Consider the following 23560-nt stretch of genomic DNA (forward strand, 5'->3'; position numbering starts at 1 on the left):
ACACGAAACCCCTGTGACCAGTGCAGCTGTTCACAGGGGCGGGGTCGGGACGCCGGGCCGGCTAGTCGAGGCGGGGAATCTCGATCGCGGGGCAGCGGTCCATGACCATGTCCAGTCCGGCGGCGCGCGTGCGCTCGTACGCGGCCTCGTCGATGACGCCGAGCTGGAACCAGACGGCCTTGGCACCCTTGGCGACGGCCTCGTCCGCGACCGCTCCGGCGAGATCGCTGTTGACGAAGACGTCGACGACGTCCACGTCGAAGGGGATGTCGGCGAGGGAGGCGTAGCCCTGTTCGCCGTGCACCGTCTCCGCCTTGGGGTGGACCGGGACGACCCGCTTGCCGAAGCGCTGCAACACCTGGGCGACGCCGTACGCCGCGCGCCGCTGGTTCGAGGAGAGGCCCACCACCGCCCAGGTGTCGCCGAGCCCGGTGAGGATCTTGCGAACCGTTGCCTCGTCGCCGTACACCCGGGCCTCCCTGAGCCGTCGTGAAGTGCTGTCGCAGTCGACAACCGAAGCCCTCGCGCGGGCATTCCTGAACGCGGCCCGCCCTTCGACGGCGGCGACGAGGAGGCGTTGATTTCCACGCGCGTGTCCGGAATCCGCGCCGGATGCCTGCGCACGCGCGTGTGCCCGCCTACGCTCACCCCGTGCTGCGCATCACCGACGCCCGAACCCGTCAGTCCGTCGACGCCGCCCCCGCCCGCAGGGGGCTGACCCGGATCGAGGCCCATGTACCGAGCTTCGACACCGGCGCCCTGCGCGTGCTGCTCGTCGCCGATCTGCTCGTCCGGGCCCTGGAGCTGGGCGGTACCCCGGCGTGGGGGGTGCTGACCGGTGAACGGGAGCAGTCGGAGCTGCGGGCCGGGGCCGCAGCGCTCGGTGTACGGCCGTTCGAGGACCGCCGGGACGTCGGCTCCGGACTCGGCGAGGGGCAGGTCGTCCATGTCGTCGCCGAGGGCGGCGCCTCCCCCGAGGGGCTCCGGGTCGTCGTCGCCCCGGTCGACCCGGAGGAACCCGGCGCCACCGAGGGCGCCGATCCTACGGCCCTGCGCCTCGCCCTGATCTCCCGGCGCCACGGCGAACCCGTGCGGCTCGACCGCGCAGCCCTCGCCGACGCCCACGACACCCTCGTACGCTGGCGGCAAGCGGTCGCCGCCTGGGCGCGGCAGCCGTCACGGCCCGTGCCCGAGGAGGCGCGCACCCGCCTCCGTACCGCCTGGGAGGACGATCTGGACATTCCCGCCGTGCTCCAGGCGCTGACCTGGGTGGAGACCTCCGCCGACCTGCCGGAGGGCGCCCGCTTCGAGACGTACGCCTACGCCGACCGGCTCCTAGGCCTCGAACTCACCCGCGACCTGGGGTGCCCGTCGTGATCGCGCGCGCCGGAGCCGGTCCGCTGCGCCGCCTCGTGGTGCTGCGGCACGCCAAGTCCGCCTGGCCGGACGGCGTCCCGGACCACGAGCGCCCGCTCGCGCCGCGCGGCAGACGTGACGCGCCCGCGGCAGGCCGTGCGCTGGTCGAGGCCGACTGCCTGCCCGACCTCGCCCTGTGCTCCACCGCCGTGCGCGCCCGCCAGACCTGGGAGCTGGCCTCGGCCCAGTGGGGCACACCGCCGCCCGTACGGCAGGACCCGCGGCTGTACGCCGCCGATGCCATCGACCTGCTGGGGGTCGTGCACGAGGTGTCGCCCGAGGTGGAGACGCTGCTGCTGATCGGGCACAACCCCGGCCTGGAGGACCTGGTCCTGGAACTCGCCGGGGACGGCCTGGACGACACGCTGGACGAGGTACGGACGAAGTTCCCCACCTCGGCGATCGCCGTACTGGCCTGGCACGGCACCAGCTGGCAGGCCCTCGCCCCCGGCACCGCGCTGCTGACCGGGGTGATCGTGGCACGCGGCAAGAAGGACCGCTGAGCGCTGGCGATGACATCGGGGCAGGTGGGAGTCTGTGCGTCGGCGCCAAGGTAGCGTCACTGATCTACCGGAAAGGGTCGGGCGGAACCGTGGTCGATGTCGTGGGTGTCATGGAGGCACTTGCCGAGCAGGGCGTCACGGTGCTGTTCAAGGCGGATGCGGAGCGCATGCGTGACGGAGTGCGGCCGTGGACCTTCGTCGCGAGCGGTGCTCCCTTCCACGAGGACCTGCTCGTGCGTACCGATGCCGCCTCGGTGGAAGCCTGCCTGGAGATCTGCCTGCCGCAGCTGCGCGAGCGCGGACTGGTCGTCCCTGGGTGACGACCCGGTTGACTAGGCTGACCGGATGCAGGACGAGTACCGCACTGTCGCGCGCGTGGGTGTGCATGAGATCGAGGTCAACCGGTCGCGCTTTTTGTGCGCGCTCGCTCCGGCCGGCAGCGAAAAGGAGGCGCAGGACTTCATCGCCGCCGTCCGCAAGGAGCACACGGACGCCACCCACAACTGCTGGGCCTACGTCATCGGTGCCGACGCCTCCGTCCAGAAGGCGAGCGACGACGGCGAACCGGGCGGCACCGCCGGCGTCCCCATGCTGCAGATGCTGCTGCGCCGCGAGATGCGGTACGTCGTCGCCGTCGTCACCCGCTACTACGGCGGCGTCAAACTCGGCGCGGGCGGCCTCATCAGGGCGTACGGCGGCGCGGTCGGCGAGGCTCTGGACACCCTCGGCACCCTCACCCGCCGCCGCTTCCGCCTCGCCACGGTGACCGTCGACCACCAGCGCGCCGGCAAGGTCCAGAACGACCTGCGGTCCACGGGGCGCGAGGTGCGGGACGTGCGCTACGGCGAGGCGGTCACCATCGAGATCGGCCTGCCGGACGCCGACGTGGAGGCCTTCCGTGCATGGCTGGCCGACGCCACGGCCGGCACCGCGGGCTTCGAACTCGGCGGAGAGGCCTACGGAGACGCCTGACGTACCGGATGTAACGGTCGTAACGGACAGGCGCAGTACGGCTCATGACGGGCCGATACGGGAGTAACCACCCGTGATGTCGGACCCGGCCGTTAGTCTCGGGGATCATGAGACTGCTGCACACTTCCGACTGGCATCTCGGCCGGGCGTTCCACCGGGTGAACATGCTTGGTGCCCAGGCCGAGTTCATCGGCCACCTCGTCGCGGCCGTGCGCGAGCACGCCGTGGACGCCGTGGTCGTGTCGGGAGACGTGTACGACCGCGCGGTGCCGCCGCTCGCCGCGGTAGAGCTGTTCGACGACGCCCTGCACCGCCTCGCCGACCTCGGCGTGCCGACCGTGATGATCTCCGGCAACCACGACTCGGCCCGCCGCCTCGGTGTCGGCGCCGGACTCATCGGACGCGCGGGCATCCATCTGCGCACCGAGCCCGCGGCCAGCGGAACGCCGGTGGTCCTGGCGGACGAGCACGGGGACGTGGCCTTCTACGGACTGCCCTACCTCGAACCCGCCCTGGTGAAGGAGGAGTTCGGCGTCGAGAAGGCAGGACACGAGGCGGTGCTCGCCGCCGCCATGGAGCGCGTCCGCGCCGACCTCGCCACCCGCGCGCGCGGCACGCGCTCCGTCGTCCTCGCCCACGCCTTCGTCACCGGCGGCGAGGCCAGCGACAGCGAGCGCGACATCACCGTCGGCGGGGTCGCCGCCGTACCCGCCGGCGTCTTCGACGGCGTCGACTACACGGCCCTCGGCCATCTGCACGGCTGCCAGACCATCACCGAGCGCGTCCGTTACTCCGGCTCCCCGCTCGCGTACTCCTTCTCCGAGGCCGACCACCGCAAGTCGATGTGGCTCGTCGACCTCGACGCGCACGGCGCCGTCACCGCCGAGCGCGTCGACTGCCCGGTGCCGCGCCCGCTGGCCCGCATGCGCGGCCGGCTGGAGGATCTGCTCGCCGACCCCGCCCTCACCCGGCACGAGGACGCCTGGGTCGAGGCCACCCTGACCGACGCGGTCCGCCCCGCCGATCCCATGGCCCGGCTCACCGAGCGCTTCCCGCACACCCTGAGCCTCGTCTTCGAACCCGAGCGGGCGCCGGACGACCCCGACGTGTCCTACGCCCGGCGCCTGGCCGGTCGCAGCGACCAGGAGATCGCCGAGGACTTCGTCGCCCATGTGCGCGGCGCCGGACCCGACGAGCGCGAACAGGCCGTGCTGCGGGACGCCTTCGACGCGGTGCGCGCCGACGAGGCCGTGCGGGAGGTGGCACGGTGAGGCTGCACCGGCTGGACATCACGGCCTTCGGACCCTTCGGGGCCGCCCAGTCCGTCGACTTCGACGAACTCTCGGCCGCCGGCCTGTTCCTGCTGCACGGCCCGACCGGGGCCGGCAAGACCTCGGTTCTGGACGCCGTTTGCTACGCCCTGTACGGGACGGTCCCGGGAGCGCGCCAGAGCGGTCAGGGCCTGACCCTGCGCAGCGATCACGCGTCGACGGCCACCCGCACCGAGGTCACCCTCGAACTGACCGTCGCCGGACGCCGGTTGGAGATCACCCGGCAGCCGCCCTGGGAGCGGCCCAAGAAGCGCGGCTCCGGCACGACGCTGGAGAAGGCGCAGAGCTGGCTGCGCGAGTACGACACCACGACGGCCGACTGGAAGGACCTCAGCCGTTCCCACCAGGAGATCGGCGAGGAGATCACCCAGCTGCTCGGAATGAGCCGCGAGCAGTTCTGCCAGGTCGTGCTGCTGCCCCAGGGCGACTTCGCCCGCTTCCTGCGCGCCGACGCCGAGGCGCGCGGCAAGCTCCTCGGCCGCCTCTTCGACACCCACCGCTTCGCCGAGGTGGAGAAGCGCCTCGCCGAGCGCCGGCGCGCCGCGGAGGCCCGGGTGCGCGAGGGCGACGCCGAACTGCTGGCCGACGCCCACCGCATGCAGCAGGCCGCGGGCGGTGCGATGGAGCTGCCCGAACTGACGCCGGGGGAGCCGGGGCTGGCGGAAGCCGTCGTCGCGGCCGCCGCCGTCGCCCGCAGCACCGCCCGCGAACAGCTCACCATCGCCCACCTCCGCCTCACCTCCGCGGAGTCGGCCCACGCGGCAGCCAAGCGGGTGCTGGACGACGCACGCGAACTGGACCGGCTGCAGCGGCGGTTCACCGAGGCGCGCGAGCGTGCCGCGCGGCTGGAGGAGCGTGCCGACGCCCACCGGGAGGCCCAGGCGCGCATGGAACGCTCCCGCAAGGCGGAGGCGGTGGCACCGGCGCTGGACCTCCGGGAGGCCACGGACGCCGAGCACCGCAGGGCGGCGGAGGCGGAGGCACGCGCGCGTGCCCTGCTGCGGAACATCCTGGAGCCGGCGGCAGGACTCACCGACGCCGGTGCCGTCGCTCTCGCCGCCGCCGCTCGCCGTGCCGTCGAGGAGCTGGGTGGTCTGGAATCCGCGCGACGGGCCGAACAGCGGCTGGCCGAGCTGCTGAAGGAGCGGGAGGGGCTGGAGCGGCAGGAACGGGCCGACGAGGACGTCCTGCAGGAGGCCGAGGCGTGGCTCGCCGGGTGGGACCAGATGCGCACGGCACTCCAGAGCGGTGTCGACTCCGCGCAGGAAGCCGCCACCCGGGCCGAACAGCTCGCGGTGCAGCGGGACCCGGCCCGCAGGCGCCTCGCCGCCGCCCGACAGCGCGACCAGCTCGGCCGGGACGTCGACGACGCCCAGCGCCAGGTCCTGGCCGCCACGGAGTCCGCGCAGAAGGCGCGTGCCGAATGGCTCGACGTGAAGGAACAGCGGCTGAACGGCATCGCAGCCGAGCTGGCCGCCCAGCTCACGGACGGCGAACCCTGCGCGGTCTGCGGCGCCGTCGAACACCCCGCGCCCGCCCGCAAGGACGCCGGGCACGTCGGCCGGGAGACCGAGGAGCGCGCCCTCGCCGCCTACCAGCACGCCGACGAACAGCGCACCGAGGCCGAGCGGCGCCTGGGTGTCGTACAGCGCGCCCTGGCCGCCGCACAGGGCGAGGCCGGCGACACACCCACCGAGCAACTGGCCCTCCAGGCAGATGAGTTGGAGCAGCAGTACACGGAGGCCCGCGCCGGAGCGTCCGCGCTGTCCGGCGCCCACGAACAGCTGCGGCAGGCCGAGGAGGAACGCGACCGGCGGGTCTCCGCCCAGCAGGAGGCCGCCGTACGCGCCGCCTCCCGGGTCGCCCGCCGGGACGCCCTGGACCAGGAACGGGCCGCTCTCGAAGCGGAGTTGACGCAGGCCCGGGGTGCCGCCGGGAGCGTCGCCGCCCGCGCCGCCCAGCTCGAACGCCGGGCCGCCCTGCTCACCGACGCCGCCGACACCGCCCGCGCCGCCGAGGACACCGCGGGGCGGCTCAAGGACGCGGACGCCCGGCTCGCCGACGCCGCCTTCCGGGCCGGCTTCGAGACCCCGCAGGCGGCGGCCGCCGCACTCCTCGACGACCACGCCCACCGCGAGCTGCAACGCCGCCTGGACGCCTGGCAGTCCGAGGAGGCCGCCGTACGCGCCGTCCTCGCCGAGGCCGACACCGCGGCCGCCGCCCAGCAGCCGCCCGCCGACCTCGCCTCGGCGGAACGGGCCGCCGCCGAGGCGGGCCGCCGGGTCCGCGAGGCCGCCTCCGCGCGCGACGCGGCGGCCCGCCGCTGCACCGAACTCGACCGACTCTCCGCTCGCTCGGCCGCGGGGCTGCGCCGGCTCGCCCCGCTGCGGGAGGAGTACGACCGGGTGGCCCGTCTCGCCTCCCTCACCGCCGGCACCTCCGCGGAGAACGACCGCAAGATGCGCCTGGAGTCGTATGTGCTGGCGGCCCGCCTGGAGCAGGTCGCCGCCGCGGCGACCGTGCGGCTGCAGCGCATGTCGTCCGGCCGCTACACCCTCGTCCACTCCGACGACCGCACCGGACGCGGCCGCAGCGGTCTCGGTCTGCACGTCGTCGACGCGTGGACCGGCCGTGAGCGGGACACCTCCACGCTGTCCGGCGGCGAGACGTTCTTCGCCTCGCTCGCCCTCGCCCTCGGCCTGGCGGACGTCGTCACGGACGAGGCCGGCGGGGTCCGCCTGGACACCCTCTTCATCGACGAGGGCTTCGGCAGCCTGGACGACCAGACCCTGGACGAGGTGCTGGACGTGCTCGACTCACTGCGCGAACGGGACCGCAGCGTCGGCATCGTCAGCCATGTCGCCGACCTGCGGCGGCGCGTCCACGCCCAGTTGGAGGTGGTGAAGGGCAGATCCGGGTCGACGCTGCGGCAGCGCGGTCACTGACCGAGCGCTCGGCGCGGCAGCGGCGAGGAGTACACGACGCTCGTCGTCACCGAGCCCAGCGTGCCGATCTTCCCCGACACCTCCTCCAGGTGGCGCATCGAGCGGGCGGCGACCTTGATGACGAAGCAGTCGTCGCCGGTGACATGGTGCGCCTCGAGGATCTCGGGCGTCACGGCGACGAGGTCGTGGAACGGCTTGTAGTTGCCGTTGGGGTACCGCAGGCGCACGAACGCCAGGATCGGCAGCCCCAGCCGCTCCGGGTCCACCACGGCCGCGTAGCCCTGGATGACACCCGCCTCCTCCAGCCGCCGCACCCGCTCGGTGACGGCGCTCGGCGACATGGAGACGGCCCGCGCCAGCTCGGCGTAGCTGGCCCGTCCCTCCCGCTGCAGGACGTCCAGGATGCGCCAGTCGGTTGCGTCCGGGGAATACGCGGTCATCACCGATGGATAGCAGGGGAATCCCCGGCGGATCAAGGGATGCGCCGGGAAACGGCACTTCAGAGGGCGGACGTCCGCTCGTAGATTTCAGGCATGACCACCGACACCGTGAACCCCGTCCTCAGGGTCGCCCCCGCCGCCCCGGCGCAGGCCGCCGCCTACTTCCGCGCGAGCCTCGCCTTCCACGCCGACGTCTCCGACGTGGCCGCCGCGCTGGCGGCCGACGGCGGTCCCGGCTTCGTCCTCGTGGACTCCCGCTCCACCGGGTCCTGGGAGCAGGGCCACATCCCCGGCGCGCTCCACCTGCCCACCGCGCTCATCCCCGAGCGGGCCGAGCAGCTCCTCGACAGGTCCGTGCCGGTCGTCACGTACTGCTGGGGCCCGGGCTGCAACGGCGCCACCCGCGCCGCGCTGGCCCTCGCCGAACTCGGCTACCAGGTCAAGGAGATGCTCGGCGGCTTCGAGTACTGGGCACGGGAGGGCTTCGCGTACGAGACCGGAGGGGGCTCGGAGCGCCGGCCGGCGGACCCGCTGACGGCGCCGGTGCGGGGCGGGGAGCCGGCGCTATGTCACATACCACCGTCCGCGGCACCGGCACCGGTCGACTGCGGCTGCTGATCCCCTCGACCGTCGCGGTGACCATGACGACCGCCGCGAATCCCCCCGTGCGTGGCCGACGTGCGCGACCCGTGCGTGGCTGCCGTGCGTGGTCCGTGCGTGGCCGCTCCGAGCGACCCGTTTGCGACTGCCGTGCGCGACCCGTGCGTGCCGCTGCGAGCGACCGTGCGCGACCGCCGTGCGTGACTGCCGCGCGTGGCCACGTGCGCGACCGGCAGCGGGCGGTCGACCTCGCGGAGCGGGCCGGCCGGGACGACCTGCTCGCCTCGGTCTACGGCGCCTGGACCGAGCCCTCGCTCTGGCGCAGCCGGCTGGAGGGCTTCTTCGACCGGACCGCCCTGGCCCGCCCCGCCATGCATGGGCCCGTGCGCGTCGCAGTGTGTGGCCGCTGCGAGCGACACGAATGCGAGCGCCGTGCGTGAACGCCGCGAGTGGCCCGTGCCTGGCCCCCGTGCGTGACCACCGCAAGTGGCCGTTGAGGAGCCCTCGCGGACGGCGAACACCGGTGATCCCCGCCCACGCCCCCGGCGTGTACGGTTCTGCGCCATGGTGCGATACGCGGATCCCGGAAGGCTGGAGTGGGTCGAGTCGGGCGGTGGTCCGCTCATAGCCGTGCCGGAGACGGTGCTGCCGTTCTGGGCGGGCGCCGACGGCGAGGAGGCTGCCTCCGACTACGACCGCGCCTGCGAGGTCGACGGCGTGGTGGGACTGCTCCCGGTCGGTGACTCGGCCGCCCTCGTCCTCGGCGACGAACCGGCCTCGACCGCCTATCTGCCCGAGCACGCGGCCTTCGTGCGCTGGTGCGCCGCCAACTCCGAGGACGAGCTCCTGGCCGGCGTCCCGGCCGCCCTCGCCTCCGCGGACTGGAAGGACGAGGTGAGCTGGGACGTGCCGGGCACCGTCGTCCTGTTCGACTCCGCCTGGCCCGGCAGCGAGACGGAGCGGACGGAGAGCCTGAAGGTCGCACTCGAACCCGGCCGCTACGCGGTCCGCGCGGCCAACGTCCAGCCGGGACCCGAGACCTGGCTGGGCCTCGTACAACTGCGTCGGATCGAGAAGGGCTGACAGCCGGACAGCCGGCACGAAAATCCACGTGCGGTCCGCGGGCGACGTCCGGATCATGGTGGCCCATGCCCCCACTTCCGCACCCCGCCCCCGAAGACCTGCGCCGTGACCCCCTGCCGCTGCGCGGCCGCACCGCCCTGGTCACCGGCGCCAGCAGACGCGACGGTATCGGACATGCCGTCGCCCGGCGGCTGGCGGCGTACGGCGCGAGCGTCTATCTGCACCACCATGTGCCGCACGACGCGGCCATGCCCTGGGGCGCCGACCGCCCCGAGGACGTCATCGCCTCCGTGCGCTCCGCGCTCGGCGATCCCGAGGCGCGGGTCCTCGCGGGCCCCGGCGACCTCACCGACCCTGCCGCGCCGGCCGAGTTGATCGGGACGGCCGCGTCCGCGCTCGGCGGCCGGCTCGACATCCTCGTCGCCAACCACGCCCTCAGCGGCAGCGACGGCACCCTCGATGAGATCGACGCCGCGATGCTGGACGCGCACTGGGCGGTCGACACCCGTTCCGTGCTGCTCCTCGTCCAGGCGTACGCACGGCTACGGGCTCAACTCCCGCCGCGCACACCCGGCGGACGCGTCGTGATGATGACCTCCGGGCAGGACCTCGCGGGCGGTATGCCCGGCGAGATCGCCTACGCCCTCCAGAAGGGCGCCCTCGCCTCCATCACCCGCTCCCTGTCGACGACGCTCGCCGAGCACGCGATCACGGTGAACGCCGTCAACCCCGGCCCCGTGGACACCGGTTACGCGACCGGGGAGCTCCACGAGGCCGTCGCCGCCCGCTTCCCCGCCGGCCGCTGGGGCATGCCCGACGACCCGGCCCGCCTCATTGCGTGGCTGGCCACGGACGAGGCGGACTGGATCACCGGCGAGGTCGTCAACTCGGAAGGGGGCTGGCGGCGTTGATCACAGACCGGCCAGCTCGTCCACCAGGTCGTCGAGGCCCAGCGAGCCCTGCGAGAGGGCTGCCATGTGCCAGGTCTTCAGGTCGAAGGCGTCGCCCTTGCGCTCGCGTGCCTTCTCCCGGCCCAGCAGCCAGGCGCGTTCGCCCAGCTTGTAGCCGATGGCCTGGCCCGGCATGGACAGGTAGCGGGTCAGCTCGCTCTCCACGAAGTCCGCGGGACGGCTGCTGTGCGAGCCGAAGAACTCCTGCGCCAGCGCGGGCGTCCAGCGCTCCCCGGGGTGGAAGGGGGAGTCGCCGGGGATCGTCAGCTCCAGGTGCATGCCGATGTCGATGATCACGCGGGCGGCCCGCATCATCTGTGCGTCCAGGTAGCCGAGCCGGCGCTCCGGGTCGGTGAGGAAGCCCAGCTCGTCCATCAGCCGCTCCGCGTACAGCGCCCAGCCCTCGGCGTTGGCGCTGACCATGCCCACGCTCGCCTGGTAGCGGGAGAGGTCCGCGGCGACGTGCTTCCACTGCGCCAGCTGGAGATGGTGACCGGGCACGCCCTCGTGGTACCAGGTGGACACCAGGTCGTAGACGGGGAAGCGGGTCTGGCCCATGGTGGGCAGCCAGGTGCACCCGGGGCGCGTGAAGTCGTCCGACGGCGGCGTGTAGTACGGCGCCGCCGCGCTGCCGGGAGGGGCGATCCGGGACTCGACGCGCCGTACCCGCTCGGCCAGGTCGAAGTGGGTGCCGTCCAGCTTCTCGATCGCCTCGTCCATCAGGGACTGCAGCCACCGCTGGACCTCGTCGACGCCCTCGATGTGCGTGCCGTGCCGGTCCAGGTGGGCGAGGGCCACCCACGGCGTCTCGGCGCCGGGCAGGATCTTCTCGGCCTCGGTCCGCATCTCGCCCAGCAGCCGGTGGTACTCGGACCAGCCGTACGCGTACGCATCGTCGAGGTCGAGGTCCGTGCCGTTGAAGTAGCGGACCCAGCGGGCGTACCGCTCGCGGCCCACGACGTCCGGCGCGCCCTCGACCGCCGGGGCGTACACGTCCCGTACCCAGTCGCGCAGGGCGACGACGGCCTCGCCGGCCGAGCGGGCCGCCGCGTCCAGCTCGGACCGGAGCGCCTCGGGCCCCGAGGCGGCGTACTGCTCGAACCAGCCGTGCCCCGCGCCGTCCGCGTCGGCCCACTGGCCGAGCTGCTGGACGAAGGTGGCGGTGGCCCGGGGTCCGCCGTACAGCTTCTTCTCCAGCCCGAGGGCCAGGGACTCGCGGTAGCCCGCCAGCGCGGCCGGCACCGCGCGCAGCCGCTCGGCGATCGCCGCCCAGTCCTCCTGCGACTGCGCCGGCGTCACGGTGAACACCTGCCGGACCGCGTGCGCGGGGGAGCTGAGGTTGCTGACGGCGCGCAGGCCCTCCTCGGCCTCGTGCACGGCGAGCCCGGCGGTCAGCCGCTCGCGCAGCAGACGCGCGCACCGGCGCTCGATGTCACTGTCCGCGTCGGGCAGGCGCTCCGCCTCGGCGAGCCGGAGCAGGGTCGTGCGCGACAGCTCCGCCTGGGCCTCCTCACCCGCGGGCGACAGGTCGGGCAGCCTGCTGGAACTCTCCTTCACGCCGAGGAAGGTGCCGGTGATCGGATCGAGGGCGACGAGATCGTCGACGTAGGCGTCGGCGACCTCACGGGGCAGCGGGCTCTTGATCTCAGACATGGGCCCATCCTCGTACGACGGCCCGTCGCACGTCACCCCGATTGAGCCGACGGCGAAGGCGGGAGCAGCGGCCCGCAGTCCCACTGCTGGAAGATCAACCGCGTTTCCACGCGGGCCACTTCACGCCGTGCCGTGAACTCGTCCAGCACCAGTCGCTGCAGATCCGCCATGTCGGCGACGGCGACATGGACCAGATAGTCGTCCGGCCCGGTCAGATGGAAGACGGTACGGGACTCCGGCAGCGCCCTGATCCGCTCCACGAACGGCCCCACCAACTCCCTCCGATGCGGCCTGACCTGCACCGACAGCAGAGCCTCCAGCCCCCGCCCCAGCTTGGCCGGATCGAGCCGCAGCTGATGCCCCAGGATCACGCCCGCCCGCCGCAACCGGGTCACCCGGTCCAGACACGTCGACGGCGCCACCCCGACCTGTGCGGCGAGATCGCGGTACGTGGTCCGGGCGTCGTTCTGCAGCAACCGCAGCAGATGCAGGTCCACCGGATCCAGTACGACGGATTCACCCATCACCCGAACGTAGCACGGGACACTGCTCCCGCCGCCCGCCCGATGTTCACCCTTCCTCGCATGGACTCCACGAGAGCACTGGCCACCGAGGCCGTCCACGCCGGCCGCGACGACCTCGCCCGGCAGGGCCTGCACACCCCGCCCATCGACCTGTCGACCACCTACCCGTCGTACGACAGCCGTGGTGAGGCCGCCCGCATCGACGCCTTCGCCACCACCGGCGCCGAACCGGAGGGCCCGCCCGTCTACGGCCGCCTCGGCAACCCCACCGTGGCCCGCTTCGAGACCGCCCTGGCCCGACTGGAGGGCACCGAGTCCGCGGTCGCCTTCGCCAGCGGTATGGCCGCGCTCAGCGCCGTCCTTCTCGTACGGGCGTCGATGGGCCTGCGTCACGTGGTAGCCGTACGCCCCCTCTACGGCTGCACCGACCATCTGCTGACCGCCGGCCTGCTCGGCACCGAGGTGACCTGGACCGACCCGGCCGGCATCACGGACGCCCTGCGCCCCGACACCGGACTGGTCATGGTCGAGTCCCCGGCCAACCCGACCCTCGCCGAGGTCGACCTGCGGGCCGTGGCCCACTCCTGCGGCTCGGTCCCCCTCCTGGTCGACAACACCTTCGCCACCCCGGTCCTGCAGCGCCCCGCCGGACAGGGCGCCCGACTGGTCCTGCACAGTGCCACCAAGTACCTGGGCGGCCACGGCGACGTGCTGGCGGGCGTGGTGGCCTGCGACGAGGAGTTCGCCGGCCGCCTCCGCCAGATCCGCTTCGCCACCGGCGGCATCCTCCACCCCCTCGCGGGCTACCTCCTCCTCCGCGGCCTTGCCACCCTGCCGGTCCGCGTCCACGCGGCCTCCGCCACCGCCGCCGAACTGACCCGCCGCCTCACCGCCGACCCCCGCGTCACCCGTGTCCACTACCCCCGAGTCGGCGGCGCGATGATCGCCTTCGAAACCACGACCGACCCCCACGAGGTCATAGCCGCGGTCCGCCTGATCACCCCCGCGGTAAGCCTCGGCAGCGTGGACACCCTGATCCAACACCCGGCTTCCATCAGCCACCGCATAGTCGACGAACAGGACAGACGGCACGCAGGCGTGAGCGACCACCTCCTGCGCATGTCAGTGGGCCTGGAGGATGTGGAGGATCTTTGGCTGGACTTGAATCAGGCGTTGGGCCGGCGCCCCGAAAGGGGCGCGGGGCTGTGTCGATATGCGGCTCCGCCGCGGGGCGCGATCAGCCACAACGCACCCGCAGAGGCCGCTGAATCAGATCCCCCTACGGCGCTTCGGCCCTCGTAGTCACCCGTGCGTCCACATCCAGCCGAGCCGTGATCACCAAGGTCCCCTCCTCAATCTGGTAATCAAGAGGAACCCCCAACCCCCGCATGGCGGCGACCATCCCCGTATTGGACGCCTGCGTCACGGCATACACGCTCTCGCACCCCGCAGCCAACGCCATCCCGACCAGCCTGCGCAGCAACTCCGCTCCGACTCCGCGCCGCTGCCACTTGTCCTCCACCAGCAACGCGACCTCGGTCTCGTCGCCGTCCCACAACAGGTGCCCGAGTCCGACGATGCGCCCGGACGCGGTCTGCACGGCCAGCGTCCGGCCGAACCGCGGGTTCAGCAGGTGGTTCAGATAGCGGTCGGCGTCCCCGACCGGCCCGTGGTACCGCAGCCCGAGCGTCCGCGCGGAGCACCGCTCGTGCATCTCCCGGGCGGCCTCCAGATCCCGCGTGTCCGCCCGCCGTACGGTGATGTCGTTGCCCTCGGGCAGCGTCAGCACGTCGTGGCCGTGCGGCAGGCGGGGACCGAGCCGCGCGTCCAGGTCCACCAGCGCGCGCGCCCGCGCGAACTCGGTCGGGGTGAACGGCAGGTACGGCCGCTCCACGGTGATCACTCCACCCTCCGGCGCCCGCAGTCGCATCACGGTGTCCTCCAGCACGCCCTCCACCGGCACGCCCTCCGGTGCCCGTCCGCCGCCGACCGGCACGGCGGGCGTCTGGCGGATGGTGCACCGGCCCACCAACTGCCGCAGCGCCAGCGGCAGTTCGGCCGCGTCCAGGGCGGTGCGGGCGGCCAGGCCCAGCACCCGGGTCGGTGCGTCCACCAGGTCATGGGCATCGGCCCGCTCGATCCACGTGTCCGCGCCGCCGGCCGCCGCGACCACCCGGGTGAGCTCGGACGCCTCCAGCTCGCCGGGGGCCCGCAGCAGGAACTCGTCCACCGTGCCCACGGCCAGCGGATGCGTCTGCAGGCTGAGGATGTCCACCTGTCGTCCGGCCAGTGCCGTGCACAGCGCGGCCAGCGATCCGGGTTCGTCCTTCACGGTCGTCCGCATCCGCCACAGCACGCCGGCGCGGGGCCCGGTCTGCCGCTCGGGCGGCAGCGACCGGGCGTCGGTATCGCTTGTCGGGGGTGCGTGACCGTGGCGGCGTGACCACCAACTGTGGAACACCGTGGCAAGGCCGACGAGGTTCTTCCGCTTCGCACGCGTCACATCAGATATTTCTTGACCCATACAGCCACTGTGAAGGAAACGTGTTGCGTGATCACGAACGCACTGTGACTGATGGGTAAAGCGTGCTTATGTACCTTTTGGTTGAATCTTTTCCTTCGTCAGGGCCGCGCGCCGAGGGATGACGCCGGAACGCGGCCCTGGAACGAGGGTACGGGAGTTACTGGCCGACCCGGCCCGGCTGCAGCGTCCGAGTGAACAGCACCGTGCCGTCGTACTCGCGCAGACGCACCGTCAACTCCCCGCTGTCGCCGTCGATGTCGACCTCGCCGAAGAACTGGTAGCCCTCGGCGGGTGACACGTTCGAGGCGGTCGGCGCCTTGACGAACACCCGGTCGGGGCCGAACGTGCCGTCGAGCGCGTTGGCCGGGAAGGCGCCGGCGTTCAGCGGGCCCGAGACGAACTCCCAGAACGGCTCGAAGTCCTTGAACGCGGCCCGCGAGGGGTCGTAGTGCTGGGCCGAGGTGTGGTGGACGTCCGCCGTCAGCCAGACCGTGCCGGTGATCCGCCGGTGTTTGATGTACCGCAGCAGCTCGGCGATCTGCAGCTCGCGGCCGAGCGGCGCTCCGGGGTCGCCCTGCGCGACGGCCTCGAAGTTCGGCTTGCCCTCGACCGGGTCGGGTACGACGAGGCCGAGCGGCATGTCGTTGGCGATGACCTTCCACACCGCGCGGGACCTCGCCAGCTCGCGCTTGAGCCACTCCAGCTGCTCACGGCCGAGGATGCCGACCGGGTCGGTGGTCTGGTTGTCCGGCGAGTTGGCGTTGCGGTAGGTGCGCATGTCGAGCACGAACACGTCCAGCAGCGGACCGTGGCTGACCTTGCGGTAGATCCGGCCGTCCGGGCGGCCGCTGATGGTGGAGATGGGGAAGTACTCGGAGAAGGCCTGCCGGGAGCGCACGGCCAGGTCGTCGAGCTTCGTGCCGGCCGGGTAGGCGGTGCCGGTGCCGATGACCTCGCCCGGGTACCAGTTGTTGCGGACCTCGTGGTCGTCCCACTGGATGATGTTGGGCACCTGGGCGTTGAACCGGCGCAGGGCCGCGTCCAGCAGGTTGTAGCGGAAGTTGCCCCGGTAGTCGGCGAGGGTGGTCGCGACGTGCGACTTCTCCTCGGTGGTGACGTTCCGGTAGACGGTGCCGTCGGGCAGCGCCTGCGTGGCGGAGATGACGCCGTCGGCGTAGATGTTGTCGCCGCTGCACAGGAAGAAGTCCGGGTCGACCTTGGCCATGGCGTCGAAGATGCGGTAGCCGCCGATGGATTCGTTGATGCCCCAGCCCTGGCCGGCGAGGTCGCCGGACCACACGAACCTGACGCCCTTGCGGCGCTTGACGGGCGCCGTCCGGAAGGTGCCGGTGACGGGTTCGCCGGTGCGGCGCGGGTCGTCGGGGTCGGCGAGCAGTACCCGGTAGTGGATCTGCTCGCCCGCGGGGAGCCCGTGCAGCCGGGTCGTGCCGGTGAAGTCCGAACCCTCGCCCAGCAGCGGACCGTGCCATCGGCGCGGGTTGCGGAACGACTCGGTCGCGGACGTCTCGACGATCATCCGCGCGGGTCGGTCGGAACGCACCCACACCAGCCCGGAGTCGGTGGTCACGTCTCCCGCCTGCACACCCCAGCTCGCCCTCGGCCGCCCCGACAGGGCGAACGCCGGCGCCGCGCCGAGGGCGGTGGGCAGGGTCAGGGCCGCCGACGCGGCGAGCGAGCCGCGCAGCACGCTGCGGCGGGCGGGGAACGGACGGTGCGACATGGATGCGCCTCCAGGGACGGGATCCGGCCAGTGTTAGCGGTCCCACACCTACTGGGGCGCCGCAGCGCACACGCAAACCACAAGTGAACAACTGACCGCCGGGGCGCGGGAATCGACTACTCGGCCATCAATCGCACGCCCGCTCGGATCCGTGCGGGGGACAGATGGGCGTATCCCAGGACGAGTCGCACGGCGTCGTCGTCCTGCCGGGCACGCGCGTGCGTGTAGTCCGTCAGCGGCCGTACGGCGACACCGGCTTCGGCCACGCGCGCGAGGAAGCGCTCCTCGGGGCCGTAGCGGGGCGGGAGCGCCGCGATGACGTGCAGTCCGGCGGCGATGCCCGACACCTGCGAACCCGGGAGGTGCTGCGCCAGCGCGGCGACGAGCGCGTCCCGCCGCTCGCGGTAGGCGCGTTGGCAGCGTCGCAGCTGGCGGTCGTAGTCGCCGCGCTCCACGAACCGGGCGAACAGCGCCTGATCCAGGGTGGGATGGCCGAGGTCCATGGTGCGCTTGCGCTCGACGACCTCGTCGGCCAGCGACTCCGGCACGAGCAGCCAGCCGAGCCGCAGCCCCGGGGCGAGCGACTTGCTGACCGACCCCGTGCAGGCCACCCGCTCCGGGTCGAGGCCCTGCAGGGCGCCGACGGGGGCGCGGTCGTAGCGGAAGTCCCCGTCGTAGTCGTCCTCCAGCACGAGACCGTCCACCGAGCGTGCCCAGTCGAGCAGTTCGGCCCGGCGGCGCGCCGAGTAGGCGATGCCGGTGGGGAACTGGTGCGAGGGGGTCGTCACCACGGCCCGTACGCCCGACTCGCGCAGCGCACCGACGCGGAGCCCTTGGTCGTCCAGGGGGACGGGCACGGTGGTGACGCCGGCCGCGGTGTACAGGGCGTCGTGCTGGGGGCTTCCGGGGTTCTCGACGCCGACCGTGCGCAGTCCGCGCGCGTGGAGCGCGAATCCGAGCAGCGTCGTCGCCTGCGCCACTCCGGAGACGACCACGATCCGCTCCGGGTCCGCCACCACGCCCCGGCGGCGCGCGAGCAGTTCCGCCAGCGCCGTGCGGAGCCGGGGCAGCCCGCGTGGATCGGGATAGCCGAGATCCTGGTGTGGCAGCTCGGCCAGCACACCACGCTGCGCCGCGGCCCAGGCCGCGCGGGGGAACAGCGACAGATCCGGTGTGCCGGGCACGAAGTCGGCCTCCGTGCCGGGCGACCGGGGCGCGAGGTCACGCGCGCGTGGCCGGGCCGCGCGCACGGCACCGCTCACCCAGGTGCCGGCACCCCGGCCGCTGCGCAGGTACCCCTCCGCCGTCAGCTGCTCGTACGCCTCGGTGACCAGCCCCCGCGACACCCCGAGGTCGGCGGCGAGGTCCCGGCTCGACGGCAACCGCGTCCCGGGCGCCAGCCGCCCCGACCGCACGGCCTCCCGCAGCGCCGCCTGCAGGGAACGGCCACGCGCGCGTGCCGGGGCGGAAGCGGCCGGCAGCAGCAGCTCCCAGGCGGGGGAGACGGCGGACTCCGCCGTGCCGTCCGGATTGGTCCCCGATGGCCTCATGGAAGTGGACCTTAAACCAGACCGCCCGGCTCCCTAGCGTCACCGCCATGAACGCCACCACCGCCCGCGGAGCCCTCCTCGCCACCCTCGCCTGTGTGCTCGTCGGCGGCTCCTTCACCGCCAACAGCGTCCTCGGCCACTACCCGTACGCGGGCGGGCAGTTCCTGCGCTACGGGGCGGCCTGTCTGCTCCTCCTCCCGCTGGCCGGCGCGGACGCGGCAGGGCGGCTGCGGACGCTGACAACCCGCCAGTGGGTGCGGCTCGCGGCACTGGCCGCCATCGGCATGGTCGGCTTCAACCTCGCCGTCATCGCCGCCGAACGCAGCGCGGAACCTGCGGTCCCCGGCGTCCTCGTGGGCTGCGCGCCGGTGATCGTCGCCGTCCTGGTGCCGCTCCTGGCGGGACGGCGGCCCCGGCGCCGGGTGCTGTACGGGGCGTCGCTGGTCGCCCTCGGCGCCTTCACCGTCCAGGGATGGGGCCGTACGGACGCGGCCGGGCTCGCCTTCTCGGGCTGCGCGCTCGCCGGCGAGGTCGGATTCGCGGTCCTGGCCGTGCCCGTGCTGCGGGTGCTGGGACCCCGGCTGCTGTCGGCCACCGTGTGCGGGCTCGCGGCGGCCGAGTCGGCGATGGTCGGACTCCCGCTGGACGGCACGGCGTGGCTGCGCCGCCCCGACGGCGCCGAGGCCGCCGCGCTGGTGTGGCAGGCGGCCGTCGTCACCGTCGTCGGCTTCGTGTGCTGGTACATGGGCATGCAGCGCATCGGCGTCGAGCGCGCCACGCTGTTCTCCGGCCTGATCCCGGTCGCCGCCGCCTGCACCGCCCCGCTCGTCGGAACGGGCGCCTACGGGCCCGCCCAGGCCGTCGGCAGCGCCCTCGTGGGCGCCGGAGTCGCCCTCGGGTCCGGGGCGTTGACGCGGGGGCGGAGGGGGTCAGCGGCTGCCGTCGAGGAGGACGCGGGCGACCAGCGCCGGATCGTCGTTCATCGGGCAGTGCCCGCAGCCGGGCAGGCGCACCAGCCGCGCCTTGGGGATGATCTGCTTGGCGCGCACGCCCTGCCGGCGCACGAGGAGCATGTCCCTGGTGCCCCAGGCCACCGTGACGGGAATCGTGGGGATGTCGTCCCTGAACAGGACGGTGGCACCGGACTTGAGCGTGGCGTCGAACCCGGTGGCTCCGGCCAGCGCGAGCGTCTCGGCGACCACGGCCTCCGGTGAACGGCGGCCCGGGCGGGCGTAGATGGTGCTCGTCAGCATCGTGCGGCCGGCCGCCGACCGGGACAGCCGCTCGACCAGCGGCAGCGGCAGACGTTGCGCGATACGGCGCATCGCGAGCAGGACCCCGAAGGCGTACCGCCGCTCGGCCTCCGACCAGAACCCGGCGGGGGAGAGGGTGGTGACGGACCGTACGAGCTGCTCGCGGCCGAGTTCCAGGGCGAGCAGGCCGCCGAGCGAGTTGCCCGCCACATGGGGCCGGTCCAGCTCCAGCGCCTCGCAGAACGCGCCGAACACGGCCGTGGTGGTGGGCAGGTCGTAGTCCAGCCCCTCCGGCAGCCCCGGGGAGGCGCCGAAGCCGGGCAGGTCGACGGCGATCACGTCGCGCTCGGTGGCCAGGATGTCCACCACCGGGTCCCAGGCCTGCCGGTGGTGACCGATGCCGTGCAGCAGGAGCAGCGGCGCACCGCGGCCCACGCGCGTGTAGGCGACGGTCACGGGCTGCGGGCCGCGTGGGGAAGGGACCTTGAAGGAGACGGTGGCGGACATGGGTGCTCCTCGACTGGGGCTCGCTCGGTGCTCACTGACGGACGCGCTGTAGACAGCTTGTCAGCAATTGCTACCGACGGGTAGCCCCTCGTAGGCCGTCCGCCGGACTCGAACCCTCGCGCTCAATGTCCCTTGCGCACCTCCAGGTTGAAATCGGCGTGCCCGGTGTGCCGGAACAGCTCCAGCCACAGCGGCAGGAACATCTCCACGCCGCGCGCCGAGCGGATGCCGCCCAGGTCGAGCACCCGGTGGGCCGGCCACCCGAACTCGCCGAGCATGCCGGTCACCTGCTCCTTTGCGCCCACGTCGTCCCCGCACACGAACACCTGGTGCTCACCGGGCACCAGCGAGGGCTCCACCATCACCTTGCAGTTGACCGTGTTCAGCGACTTCACCACGCCCGCGTGCGGGAACGCCCGCTGGATCTGCTCGCCCACGCTGTCCGACCCCACGGGGTCGAGGCGCACCTGCCCGTCCTCGAACGCCAGCGGGTTCGTCACGTCGACGACGACCTTGCCGTCCAGGTTCTCCGCCCCGGCCGCATCCAGCGCGGCGAGCGCCACCCGTCCGCCCACGGCGACCACGACCACCTCGGCCGACGAGGCCGCCTCCGCGAACGTGCCGGCCCGCGCGCCCGCGCCGGCGCCCCGCGCCCACTCCAGGGCGGCCGGATTGTCCTTCGTACGGGACCCCAGTGTCACCTCGTGGCCGAGTTCCGCCAGCTTGCCGCCGAGCGTCCGGCCCACGTCGCCCGTGCCCAGAACCGCGTACCGCATGGCCACCTCCGTCCGTCCGGACCGCCGACCGCCTCGGCGGCTCGCGGCCAATTCTGCTCCGGGTTCTCCTTTGGGACACGCCCATTTCCGCTGGACATGTCCGCACGCGTCGCATGGGATGGGGCCGTGACGACCGACACCGCGACCGATGTCTTCGAAGAACACCGGCCCGTCCTGCTGGGCGTCGCCTACCGCATGCTCGGCCGGGTGGCCGACGCGGAGGACGTGGTCCAGGAGGCGTGGCTGCGCTGGTCCGGCGCGGACCGCGGCGAGGTGCGCGAGCCGCGCGCGTACCTGGTGCGGATCACCACCCGCCTGGCCATCGACCGGCTCCGCCAGGTCAAGGCGCGGGGCGAGACGTACGTCGGCCCGTGGCTGCCCGAGCCGTACGTGACCGACTTCGGGGCCACCGTCCCGGACACCGCCGAGCGGGCCGTGCTCGCCGACTCCGTCTCCCTGGCCGTCCTGGTCGTCCTGGAGTCGCTGTCCCCGCTGGAGCGCGCCGTCTTCGTCCTCAGGGAGGCGTTCGGCTACCCCTACGCCGACATCGCGGCCATGCTCGACCGCGGTGAACCGGCCGTACGGCAGCTCGCCGGGCGGGCCCGCAAGCACGTGGAGGAACGGCGGCCCCGCTACGAGGTCGATCCGGAGCGGCGCCGGGAGCTGACCGAGCGGTTCCTCGCCGCCGCCGGGGAGGGTGACCTGGACGGTCTCATGGCGCTGCTCGCGCCCGACGTACGGCTGGTGGGCGACAGCGGCGGGAAGGCGCGGGCGCCGCTGCGGGTGCTGGAGAGCGCGGACAAGGTGGGCCGCTTCCTCGTCGGCGCCGCGGCGAAGGGCGTACCGGACCCGTCGTTCCGCATCATGGAGCTCAACGGCGGTCCCGCGATCGTGGCGCTGTCCGCCGGCAAGCCCGACAGCGTCTTCCAGCTGGACGTCTTCGAGGGCCGTGTGCAAGCGGTGTACATCGTGCGCAACCCCGACAAGTTGCGGTCTCTGCCCGTCGATTAGGTAACCGCTCTCTATGTGGTCCCTATGGGATCGAGGATTGGTCTTGACCAAGGGTTTGGGCCGCCCTATGGTCGCAGAGAAGTGCAACAACCTTTAATAAACAAGGGCGCTAAAACGCCGCCGGACCACGGCGATTGCGGAGGACAGGGTGGGGACCACGCAGCTGGAATCGGTGCCGGAACCGAAATACTGGCATCTCAAGACCGTGCTCAGTGAGGCACTGGACTCCGAGTTCACCGTCGGTGAGATCCTGCCGAACGAGCGCGACCTGGCCGCCCGCTTCGGCGTCGCCCGCGCGACGCTCCGCCAGGCCCTGGAGCAGCTCGAACTGGAGGGCAGGCTGCAGCGCCGCCGCGGGGTCGGTACGACCGTCGCCCCGCCGCGCGTGGGGGTCGCCGTGGGCACGGAGCAGCACGCCTGGCCGGGGGCCGCCGGTGACGTCTGGCAGGCCGTCGACTGCGCCCTGGCCGCAGCGCCGGCCGCCGTCGCCGCCGCGCTGGAGACCGGGCCGGAGGAGGCCGTGCACACGGTGCGCCGCTCCCGGGTCTCGCACGGCCAGCCCGTCGCCGCCGAACTGCTCTACGTCCCCGCCTTCTCGGTGCCGGACCTCTCCGCCATAGACGCCCCGTCCGGACCGGCACGCGCGCGTGCGGTGCTGCGTGAGCTGCAGCGGCTGGAGCTGGAGGGGCAGGAGAGCTCGGTCGAGCTGGGCTCCGCGCGCGCGGACGACGCGAAGGAGCTGGACCGGCTGCCGGGAGCGCCCGTCCTGGTCGTCACCACCCGCTACCTCGCGGCGGGCCGCATCGCCGCGTACTCCGTCGCCACGTACCGCGCCGACACCTGCCGGCTGACGTTCGGCGACTCGGGCAACGTGGAGATCCACCAGGATCCCGAACGCCAGGCGTCCTGACCCCACCCCACCGACCCACGCCGTGCGCCCCGCAACTACGCCGGGGCGCACGGCGTTTCCGCGGCGGGCGGGGGGCGTGGACCGTGGGGCATCGGCTCGAGTTCGTCGCTCGGGGGGCACGCGGGTGCTGCGCTCGCGTTCGGTGCTTGCGGCTCGGCGCCGGCGCCGAGCGGCAAGAGGCTGGGGCGTCGCCCCAGTCGGCGTCGGATGCGGCGTGGCCGCCCTGAGCCGCCGTATGGCCCTGTGGCTGGCGCGCCTCCGGGTGTTACTGCCGCTGCGGCTGGGATGCCTGCTGCTGGCGGTGCTGGCGGTGCTGGCGGTGCTGTTGCTCCCGCTGTGGCGTCCGGTGCCGCAGGAGCCCAGTGCCTCAGGGCATCCACAGGTCTGTCACGGGCCCAGGGCCTTGCCCGGGCCGGGGCCGCGGCGGGCTGTTGCTGTGGCCTCTACCGCGAAGAGCTGTTCCTCCACGTGGTCGAGGGCCAGACGGAGGGCGCCCGTCGCCACCGCGACCTCGCCCAGGAGGGAGAGGGTCACCTTCGGGGGACGGAGGCAGTAGCGGGCCAGTTCGCGGCGCAGGGGATCCAGGACGCCGTCGAGGCCGGCCGCCCAGCCGCCGATGACGACGAGCTCGGGGTCGAGGGCGAGGACCAGGGCGGCGACGTCGTGGACTAGGCGCTGGATGAAGCGTTCGACGGCTGCACGGGCCCGCTGGTCGCCCTCCCGGGCCTGCGCGAAGACCTTGGCGACGGCCTGCTCGTCGAGGGGATGGAGGGGCTCGTCGGTCGTGGACAGCAGCGTCTCCGGCGTGGCCTCACGGCCCAGCAGATGCAGCGCGCCGATCTCCCCTGCCGCCCCGCCGAACCCCCGGTGC

Annotated in this window: 23 protein-coding genes and 1 pseudogene; 14 read left to right on the forward strand and 10 right to left on the reverse strand. The window is 73.2% G+C overall.

Going from position 1 to position 23560, the window contains the following annotated elements; all coding sequences use genetic code 11:
* Window positions 1–61: 61 nt before the first annotated feature.
* Window positions 62–469: a CoA-binding protein gene (locus tag GRC12_RS10855; RefSeq protein WP_208778988.1), complete on the reverse strand. Its 408-nt coding sequence runs from the start codon at window positions 467–469 to the stop codon at window positions 62–64.
* A 143-nt stretch (window positions 470–612) separates the two neighbouring features.
* Here GRC12_RS10855 and GRC12_RS10860 point away from each other — a divergent pair, with 143 nt between their 5' ends.
* The 6 genes from GRC12_RS10860 (at window position 613) to GRC12_RS10885 (ending at window position 7167) form a co-directional block, all read left to right on the forward strand.
* Window positions 613–1377 carry a hypothetical protein gene (locus GRC12_RS10860; RefSeq protein WP_208778989.1) on the forward strand — a complete coding sequence of 255 codons (765 nt, stop codon included), beginning with the start codon at window positions 613–615 and terminating at the stop codon, window positions 1375–1377.
* Window positions 1374–1919, forward strand: a complete 546-nt coding sequence (locus tag GRC12_RS10865; protein WP_208778990.1) for a SixA phosphatase family protein — start codon at window positions 1374–1376, stop codon at window positions 1917–1919. Before GRC12_RS10860 ends, GRC12_RS10865 begins: the two co-directional genes overlap by 4 nt.
* A gap of 110 nt (window positions 1920–2029) precedes the next feature.
* Window positions 2030–2239 carry a hypothetical protein gene (locus GRC12_RS10870; RefSeq protein ID WP_244372610.1) on the forward strand — a complete coding sequence of 70 codons (210 nt, stop codon included), beginning with the start codon at window positions 2030–2032 and terminating at the stop codon, window positions 2237–2239.
* 25 nt (window positions 2240–2264) lie between these two features.
* Window positions 2265–2891 (forward strand): YigZ family protein, encoded by a 627-nt coding sequence (locus GRC12_RS10875; protein WP_208778991.1) that lies wholly within the window; start codon window positions 2265–2267, stop codon window positions 2889–2891.
* A 107-nt stretch (window positions 2892–2998) separates the two neighbouring features.
* Window positions 2999–4162: an exonuclease SbcCD subunit D gene (locus GRC12_RS10880; RefSeq protein WP_208778992.1), complete on the forward strand. Its 1164-nt coding sequence runs from the start codon at window positions 2999–3001 to the stop codon at window positions 4160–4162.
* A complete protein-coding gene (locus tag GRC12_RS10885) occupies window positions 4159–7167 on the forward strand; it encodes an AAA family ATPase (protein WP_208778993.1) in 3009 nt (1002 codons plus the stop codon). Before GRC12_RS10880 ends, GRC12_RS10885 begins: the two co-directional genes overlap by 4 nt.
* On the opposite strand, the gene GRC12_RS10890 is transcribed toward GRC12_RS10885, so the two are convergent.
* Window positions 7161–7607 (reverse strand): Lrp/AsnC family transcriptional regulator, encoded by a 447-nt coding sequence (locus GRC12_RS10890; protein WP_133047557.1) that lies wholly within the window; start codon window positions 7605–7607, stop codon window positions 7161–7163. The genes GRC12_RS10885 and GRC12_RS10890 overlap by 7 nt on opposite strands.
* Before the next feature lie 93 nt (window positions 7608–7700).
* Between GRC12_RS10890 and GRC12_RS10895 the strand changes: the two genes are divergently transcribed.
* From GRC12_RS10895 to GRC12_RS10910, 4 genes are all read left to right on the forward strand, one after another.
* Window positions 7701–8225: a rhodanese-like domain-containing protein gene (locus GRC12_RS10895; RefSeq protein WP_208778994.1), complete on the forward strand. Its 525-nt coding sequence runs from the start codon at window positions 7701–7703 to the stop codon at window positions 8223–8225.
* A 182-nt stretch (window positions 8226–8407) separates the two neighbouring features.
* Window positions 8408–8647: a hypothetical protein gene (locus GRC12_RS10900; RefSeq protein ID WP_208778995.1), complete on the forward strand. Its 240-nt coding sequence runs from the start codon at window positions 8408–8410 to the stop codon at window positions 8645–8647.
* 124 nt (window positions 8648–8771) lie between these two features.
* On the forward strand, window positions 8772–9290 hold the full coding sequence (locus tag GRC12_RS10905) for an immunity 21 family protein (RefSeq protein ID WP_208778996.1): 519 nt from the start codon (window positions 8772–8774) through the stop codon (window positions 9288–9290).
* Between the two features lie 65 nt (window positions 9291–9355).
* The gene (locus GRC12_RS10910; RefSeq protein ID WP_208778997.1) at window positions 9356–10201 is read left to right on the forward strand and encodes an SDR family oxidoreductase; all 846 of its coding nucleotides are present in this window, start codon (window positions 9356–9358) and stop codon (window positions 10199–10201) included.
* On the opposite strand, the gene GRC12_RS10915 is transcribed toward GRC12_RS10910, so the two are convergent.
* Together GRC12_RS10915 and GRC12_RS10920 are read right to left on the reverse strand one after the other, a co-directional pair.
* Window positions 10202–11893 carry a DUF885 domain-containing protein gene (locus GRC12_RS10915; RefSeq protein ID WP_208778998.1) on the reverse strand — a complete coding sequence of 564 codons (1692 nt, stop codon included), beginning with the start codon at window positions 11891–11893 and terminating at the stop codon, window positions 10202–10204.
* Window positions 11894–11925: 32 nt separating this feature from the next.
* Complete coding sequence (locus GRC12_RS10920) at window positions 11926–12417, reverse strand: Lrp/AsnC family transcriptional regulator (protein ID WP_133047562.1); 492 nt, start codon at window positions 12415–12417, stop codon at window positions 11926–11928.
* A gap of 60 nt (window positions 12418–12477) precedes the next feature.
* Here GRC12_RS10920 and GRC12_RS10925 point away from each other — a divergent pair, with 60 nt between their 5' ends.
* Window positions 12478–13719, forward strand: coding sequence for a trans-sulfuration enzyme family protein (locus tag GRC12_RS10925; RefSeq protein ID WP_308286524.1), 1242 nt, complete (start codon window positions 12478–12480; stop codon window positions 13717–13719).
* Here the strand turns inward: GRC12_RS10925 and GRC12_RS10930 are convergent.
* The 3 genes from GRC12_RS10930 to pdxR form a co-directional block, all read right to left on the reverse strand.
* Window positions 13697–14941, reverse strand: a complete 1245-nt coding sequence (locus GRC12_RS10930) for a GNAT family N-acetyltransferase (RefSeq protein WP_208779000.1) — start codon at window positions 14939–14941, stop codon at window positions 13697–13699. The two genes, GRC12_RS10925 and GRC12_RS10930, sit on opposite strands and share 23 nt — an antisense overlap.
* A gap of 157 nt (window positions 14942–15098) precedes the next feature.
* A complete protein-coding gene (locus GRC12_RS10935; RefSeq protein ID WP_208779001.1) occupies window positions 15099–16682 on the reverse strand; it encodes an alkaline phosphatase D family protein in 1584 nt (527 codons plus the stop codon).
* A 116-nt stretch (window positions 16683–16798) separates the two neighbouring features.
* Window positions 16799–18232 carry a MocR-like pyridoxine biosynthesis transcription factor PdxR gene (gene pdxR, locus GRC12_RS10940; RefSeq protein WP_208779002.1) on the reverse strand — a complete coding sequence of 478 codons (1434 nt, stop codon included), beginning with the start codon at window positions 18230–18232 and terminating at the stop codon, window positions 16799–16801.
* Window positions 18233–18279: 47 nt separating this feature from the next.
* Here pdxR and GRC12_RS10945 point away from each other — a divergent pair.
* Window positions 18280–19116 (forward strand): annotated as a pseudogene (locus GRC12_RS10945) (DMT family transporter); the annotation flags it as partial.
* A gap of 45 nt (window positions 19117–19161) precedes the next feature.
* Here GRC12_RS10945 and GRC12_RS10950 read toward each other — a convergent pair.
* Both GRC12_RS10950 and GRC12_RS10955 read right to left on the reverse strand, forming a co-directional pair.
* On the reverse strand, window positions 19162–19992 hold the full coding sequence (locus tag GRC12_RS10950; RefSeq protein ID WP_208779003.1) for an alpha/beta fold hydrolase: 831 nt from the start codon (window positions 19990–19992) through the stop codon (window positions 19162–19164).
* Between the two features lie 122 nt (window positions 19993–20114).
* The gene (locus GRC12_RS10955; protein ID WP_208779004.1) at window positions 20115–20768 is read right to left on the reverse strand and encodes an NADPH-dependent F420 reductase; all 654 of its coding nucleotides are present in this window, start codon (window positions 20766–20768) and stop codon (window positions 20115–20117) included.
* A 126-nt stretch (window positions 20769–20894) separates the two neighbouring features.
* On the opposite strand from GRC12_RS10955, the gene GRC12_RS10960 reads away from it, so the two are divergent.
* Window positions 20895–21779, forward strand: coding sequence for an RNA polymerase sigma-70 factor (locus tag GRC12_RS10960; protein WP_208779005.1), 885 nt, complete (start codon window positions 20895–20897; stop codon window positions 21777–21779).
* A 148-nt stretch (window positions 21780–21927) separates the two neighbouring features.
* The gene (locus GRC12_RS10965) at window positions 21928–22689 is read left to right on the forward strand and encodes a GntR family transcriptional regulator (protein WP_208779006.1); all 762 of its coding nucleotides are present in this window, start codon (window positions 21928–21930) and stop codon (window positions 22687–22689) included.
* Between the two features lie 387 nt (window positions 22690–23076).
* On the opposite strand, the gene GRC12_RS10970 is transcribed toward GRC12_RS10965, so the two are convergent.
* A partial coding sequence (locus GRC12_RS10970) for an ROK family protein (RefSeq protein ID WP_208779007.1) occupies window positions 23077–23560 on the reverse strand: 484 nt, incomplete at its 5' end.

Origin of the sequence: Streptomyces griseorubiginosus, from assembly GCF_017614965.1 — a bacterium.
GTDB lineage: Bacteria > Actinomycetota > Actinomycetes > Streptomycetales > Streptomycetaceae > Streptomyces > Streptomyces griseorubiginosus_B.

What these genes read in the sequence shown, in the direction of transcription:
- GRC12_RS10860 (WP_208778989.1), top strand. Translation starts at nt 613, where the DNA reads ATGCCTGCGCACGCGCGTGTGCCCGCCTACGCTCACCCCGTGCTGCGC.
- GRC12_RS10870 (WP_244372610.1), top strand. Translation starts at nt 2,030, where the DNA reads ATGGAGGCACTTGCCGAGCAGGGCGTCACGGTGCTGTTCAAGGCGGAT.
- GRC12_RS10875 (WP_208778991.1), top strand. Translation starts at nt 2,265, where the DNA reads ATGCAGGACGAGTACCGCACTGTCGCGCGCGTGGGTGTGCATGAGATC.
- GRC12_RS10880 (WP_208778992.1), top strand. Translation starts at nt 2,999, where the DNA reads ATGAGACTGCTGCACACTTCCGACTGGCATCTCGGCCGGGCGTTCCAC.
- GRC12_RS10890 (WP_133047557.1), bottom strand. Translation starts at nt 7,607, where the DNA reads ATGACCGCGTATTCCCCGGACGCAACCGACTGGCGCATCCTGGACGTC.
- GRC12_RS10895 (WP_208778994.1), top strand. Translation starts at nt 7,701, where the DNA reads ATGACCACCGACACCGTGAACCCCGTCCTCAGGGTCGCCCCCGCCGCC.
- GRC12_RS10905 (WP_208778996.1), top strand. Translation starts at nt 8,772, where the DNA reads ATGGTGCGATACGCGGATCCCGGAAGGCTGGAGTGGGTCGAGTCGGGC.
- GRC12_RS10910 (WP_208778997.1), top strand. Translation starts at nt 9,356, where the DNA reads ATGCCCCCACTTCCGCACCCCGCCCCCGAAGACCTGCGCCGTGACCCC.
- GRC12_RS10915 (WP_208778998.1), bottom strand. Translation starts at nt 11,893, where the DNA reads ATGTCTGAGATCAAGAGCCCGCTGCCCCGTGAGGTCGCCGACGCCTAC.
- GRC12_RS10920 (WP_133047562.1), bottom strand. Translation starts at nt 12,417, where the DNA reads ATGGGTGAATCCGTCGTACTGGATCCGGTGGACCTGCATCTGCTGCGG.
- GRC12_RS10925 (WP_308286524.1), top strand. Translation starts at nt 12,478, where the DNA reads ATGGACTCCACGAGAGCACTGGCCACCGAGGCCGTCCACGCCGGCCGC.
- GRC12_RS10930 (WP_208779000.1), bottom strand. Translation starts at nt 14,941, where the DNA reads ATGGGTCAAGAAATATCTGATGTGACGCGTGCGAAGCGGAAGAACCTC.
- GRC12_RS10935 (WP_208779001.1), bottom strand. Translation starts at nt 16,682, where the DNA reads ATGTCGCACCGTCCGTTCCCCGCCCGCCGCAGCGTGCTGCGCGGCTCG.
- pdxR (WP_208779002.1), bottom strand. Translation starts at nt 18,232, where the DNA reads ATGAGGCCATCGGGGACCAATCCGGACGGCACGGCGGAGTCCGCCGTC.
- GRC12_RS10950 (WP_208779003.1), bottom strand. Translation starts at nt 19,992, where the DNA reads ATGTCCGCCACCGTCTCCTTCAAGGTCCCTTCCCCACGCGGCCCGCAG.
- GRC12_RS10955 (WP_208779004.1), bottom strand. Translation starts at nt 20,768, where the DNA reads ATGCGGTACGCGGTTCTGGGCACGGGCGACGTGGGCCGGACGCTCGGC.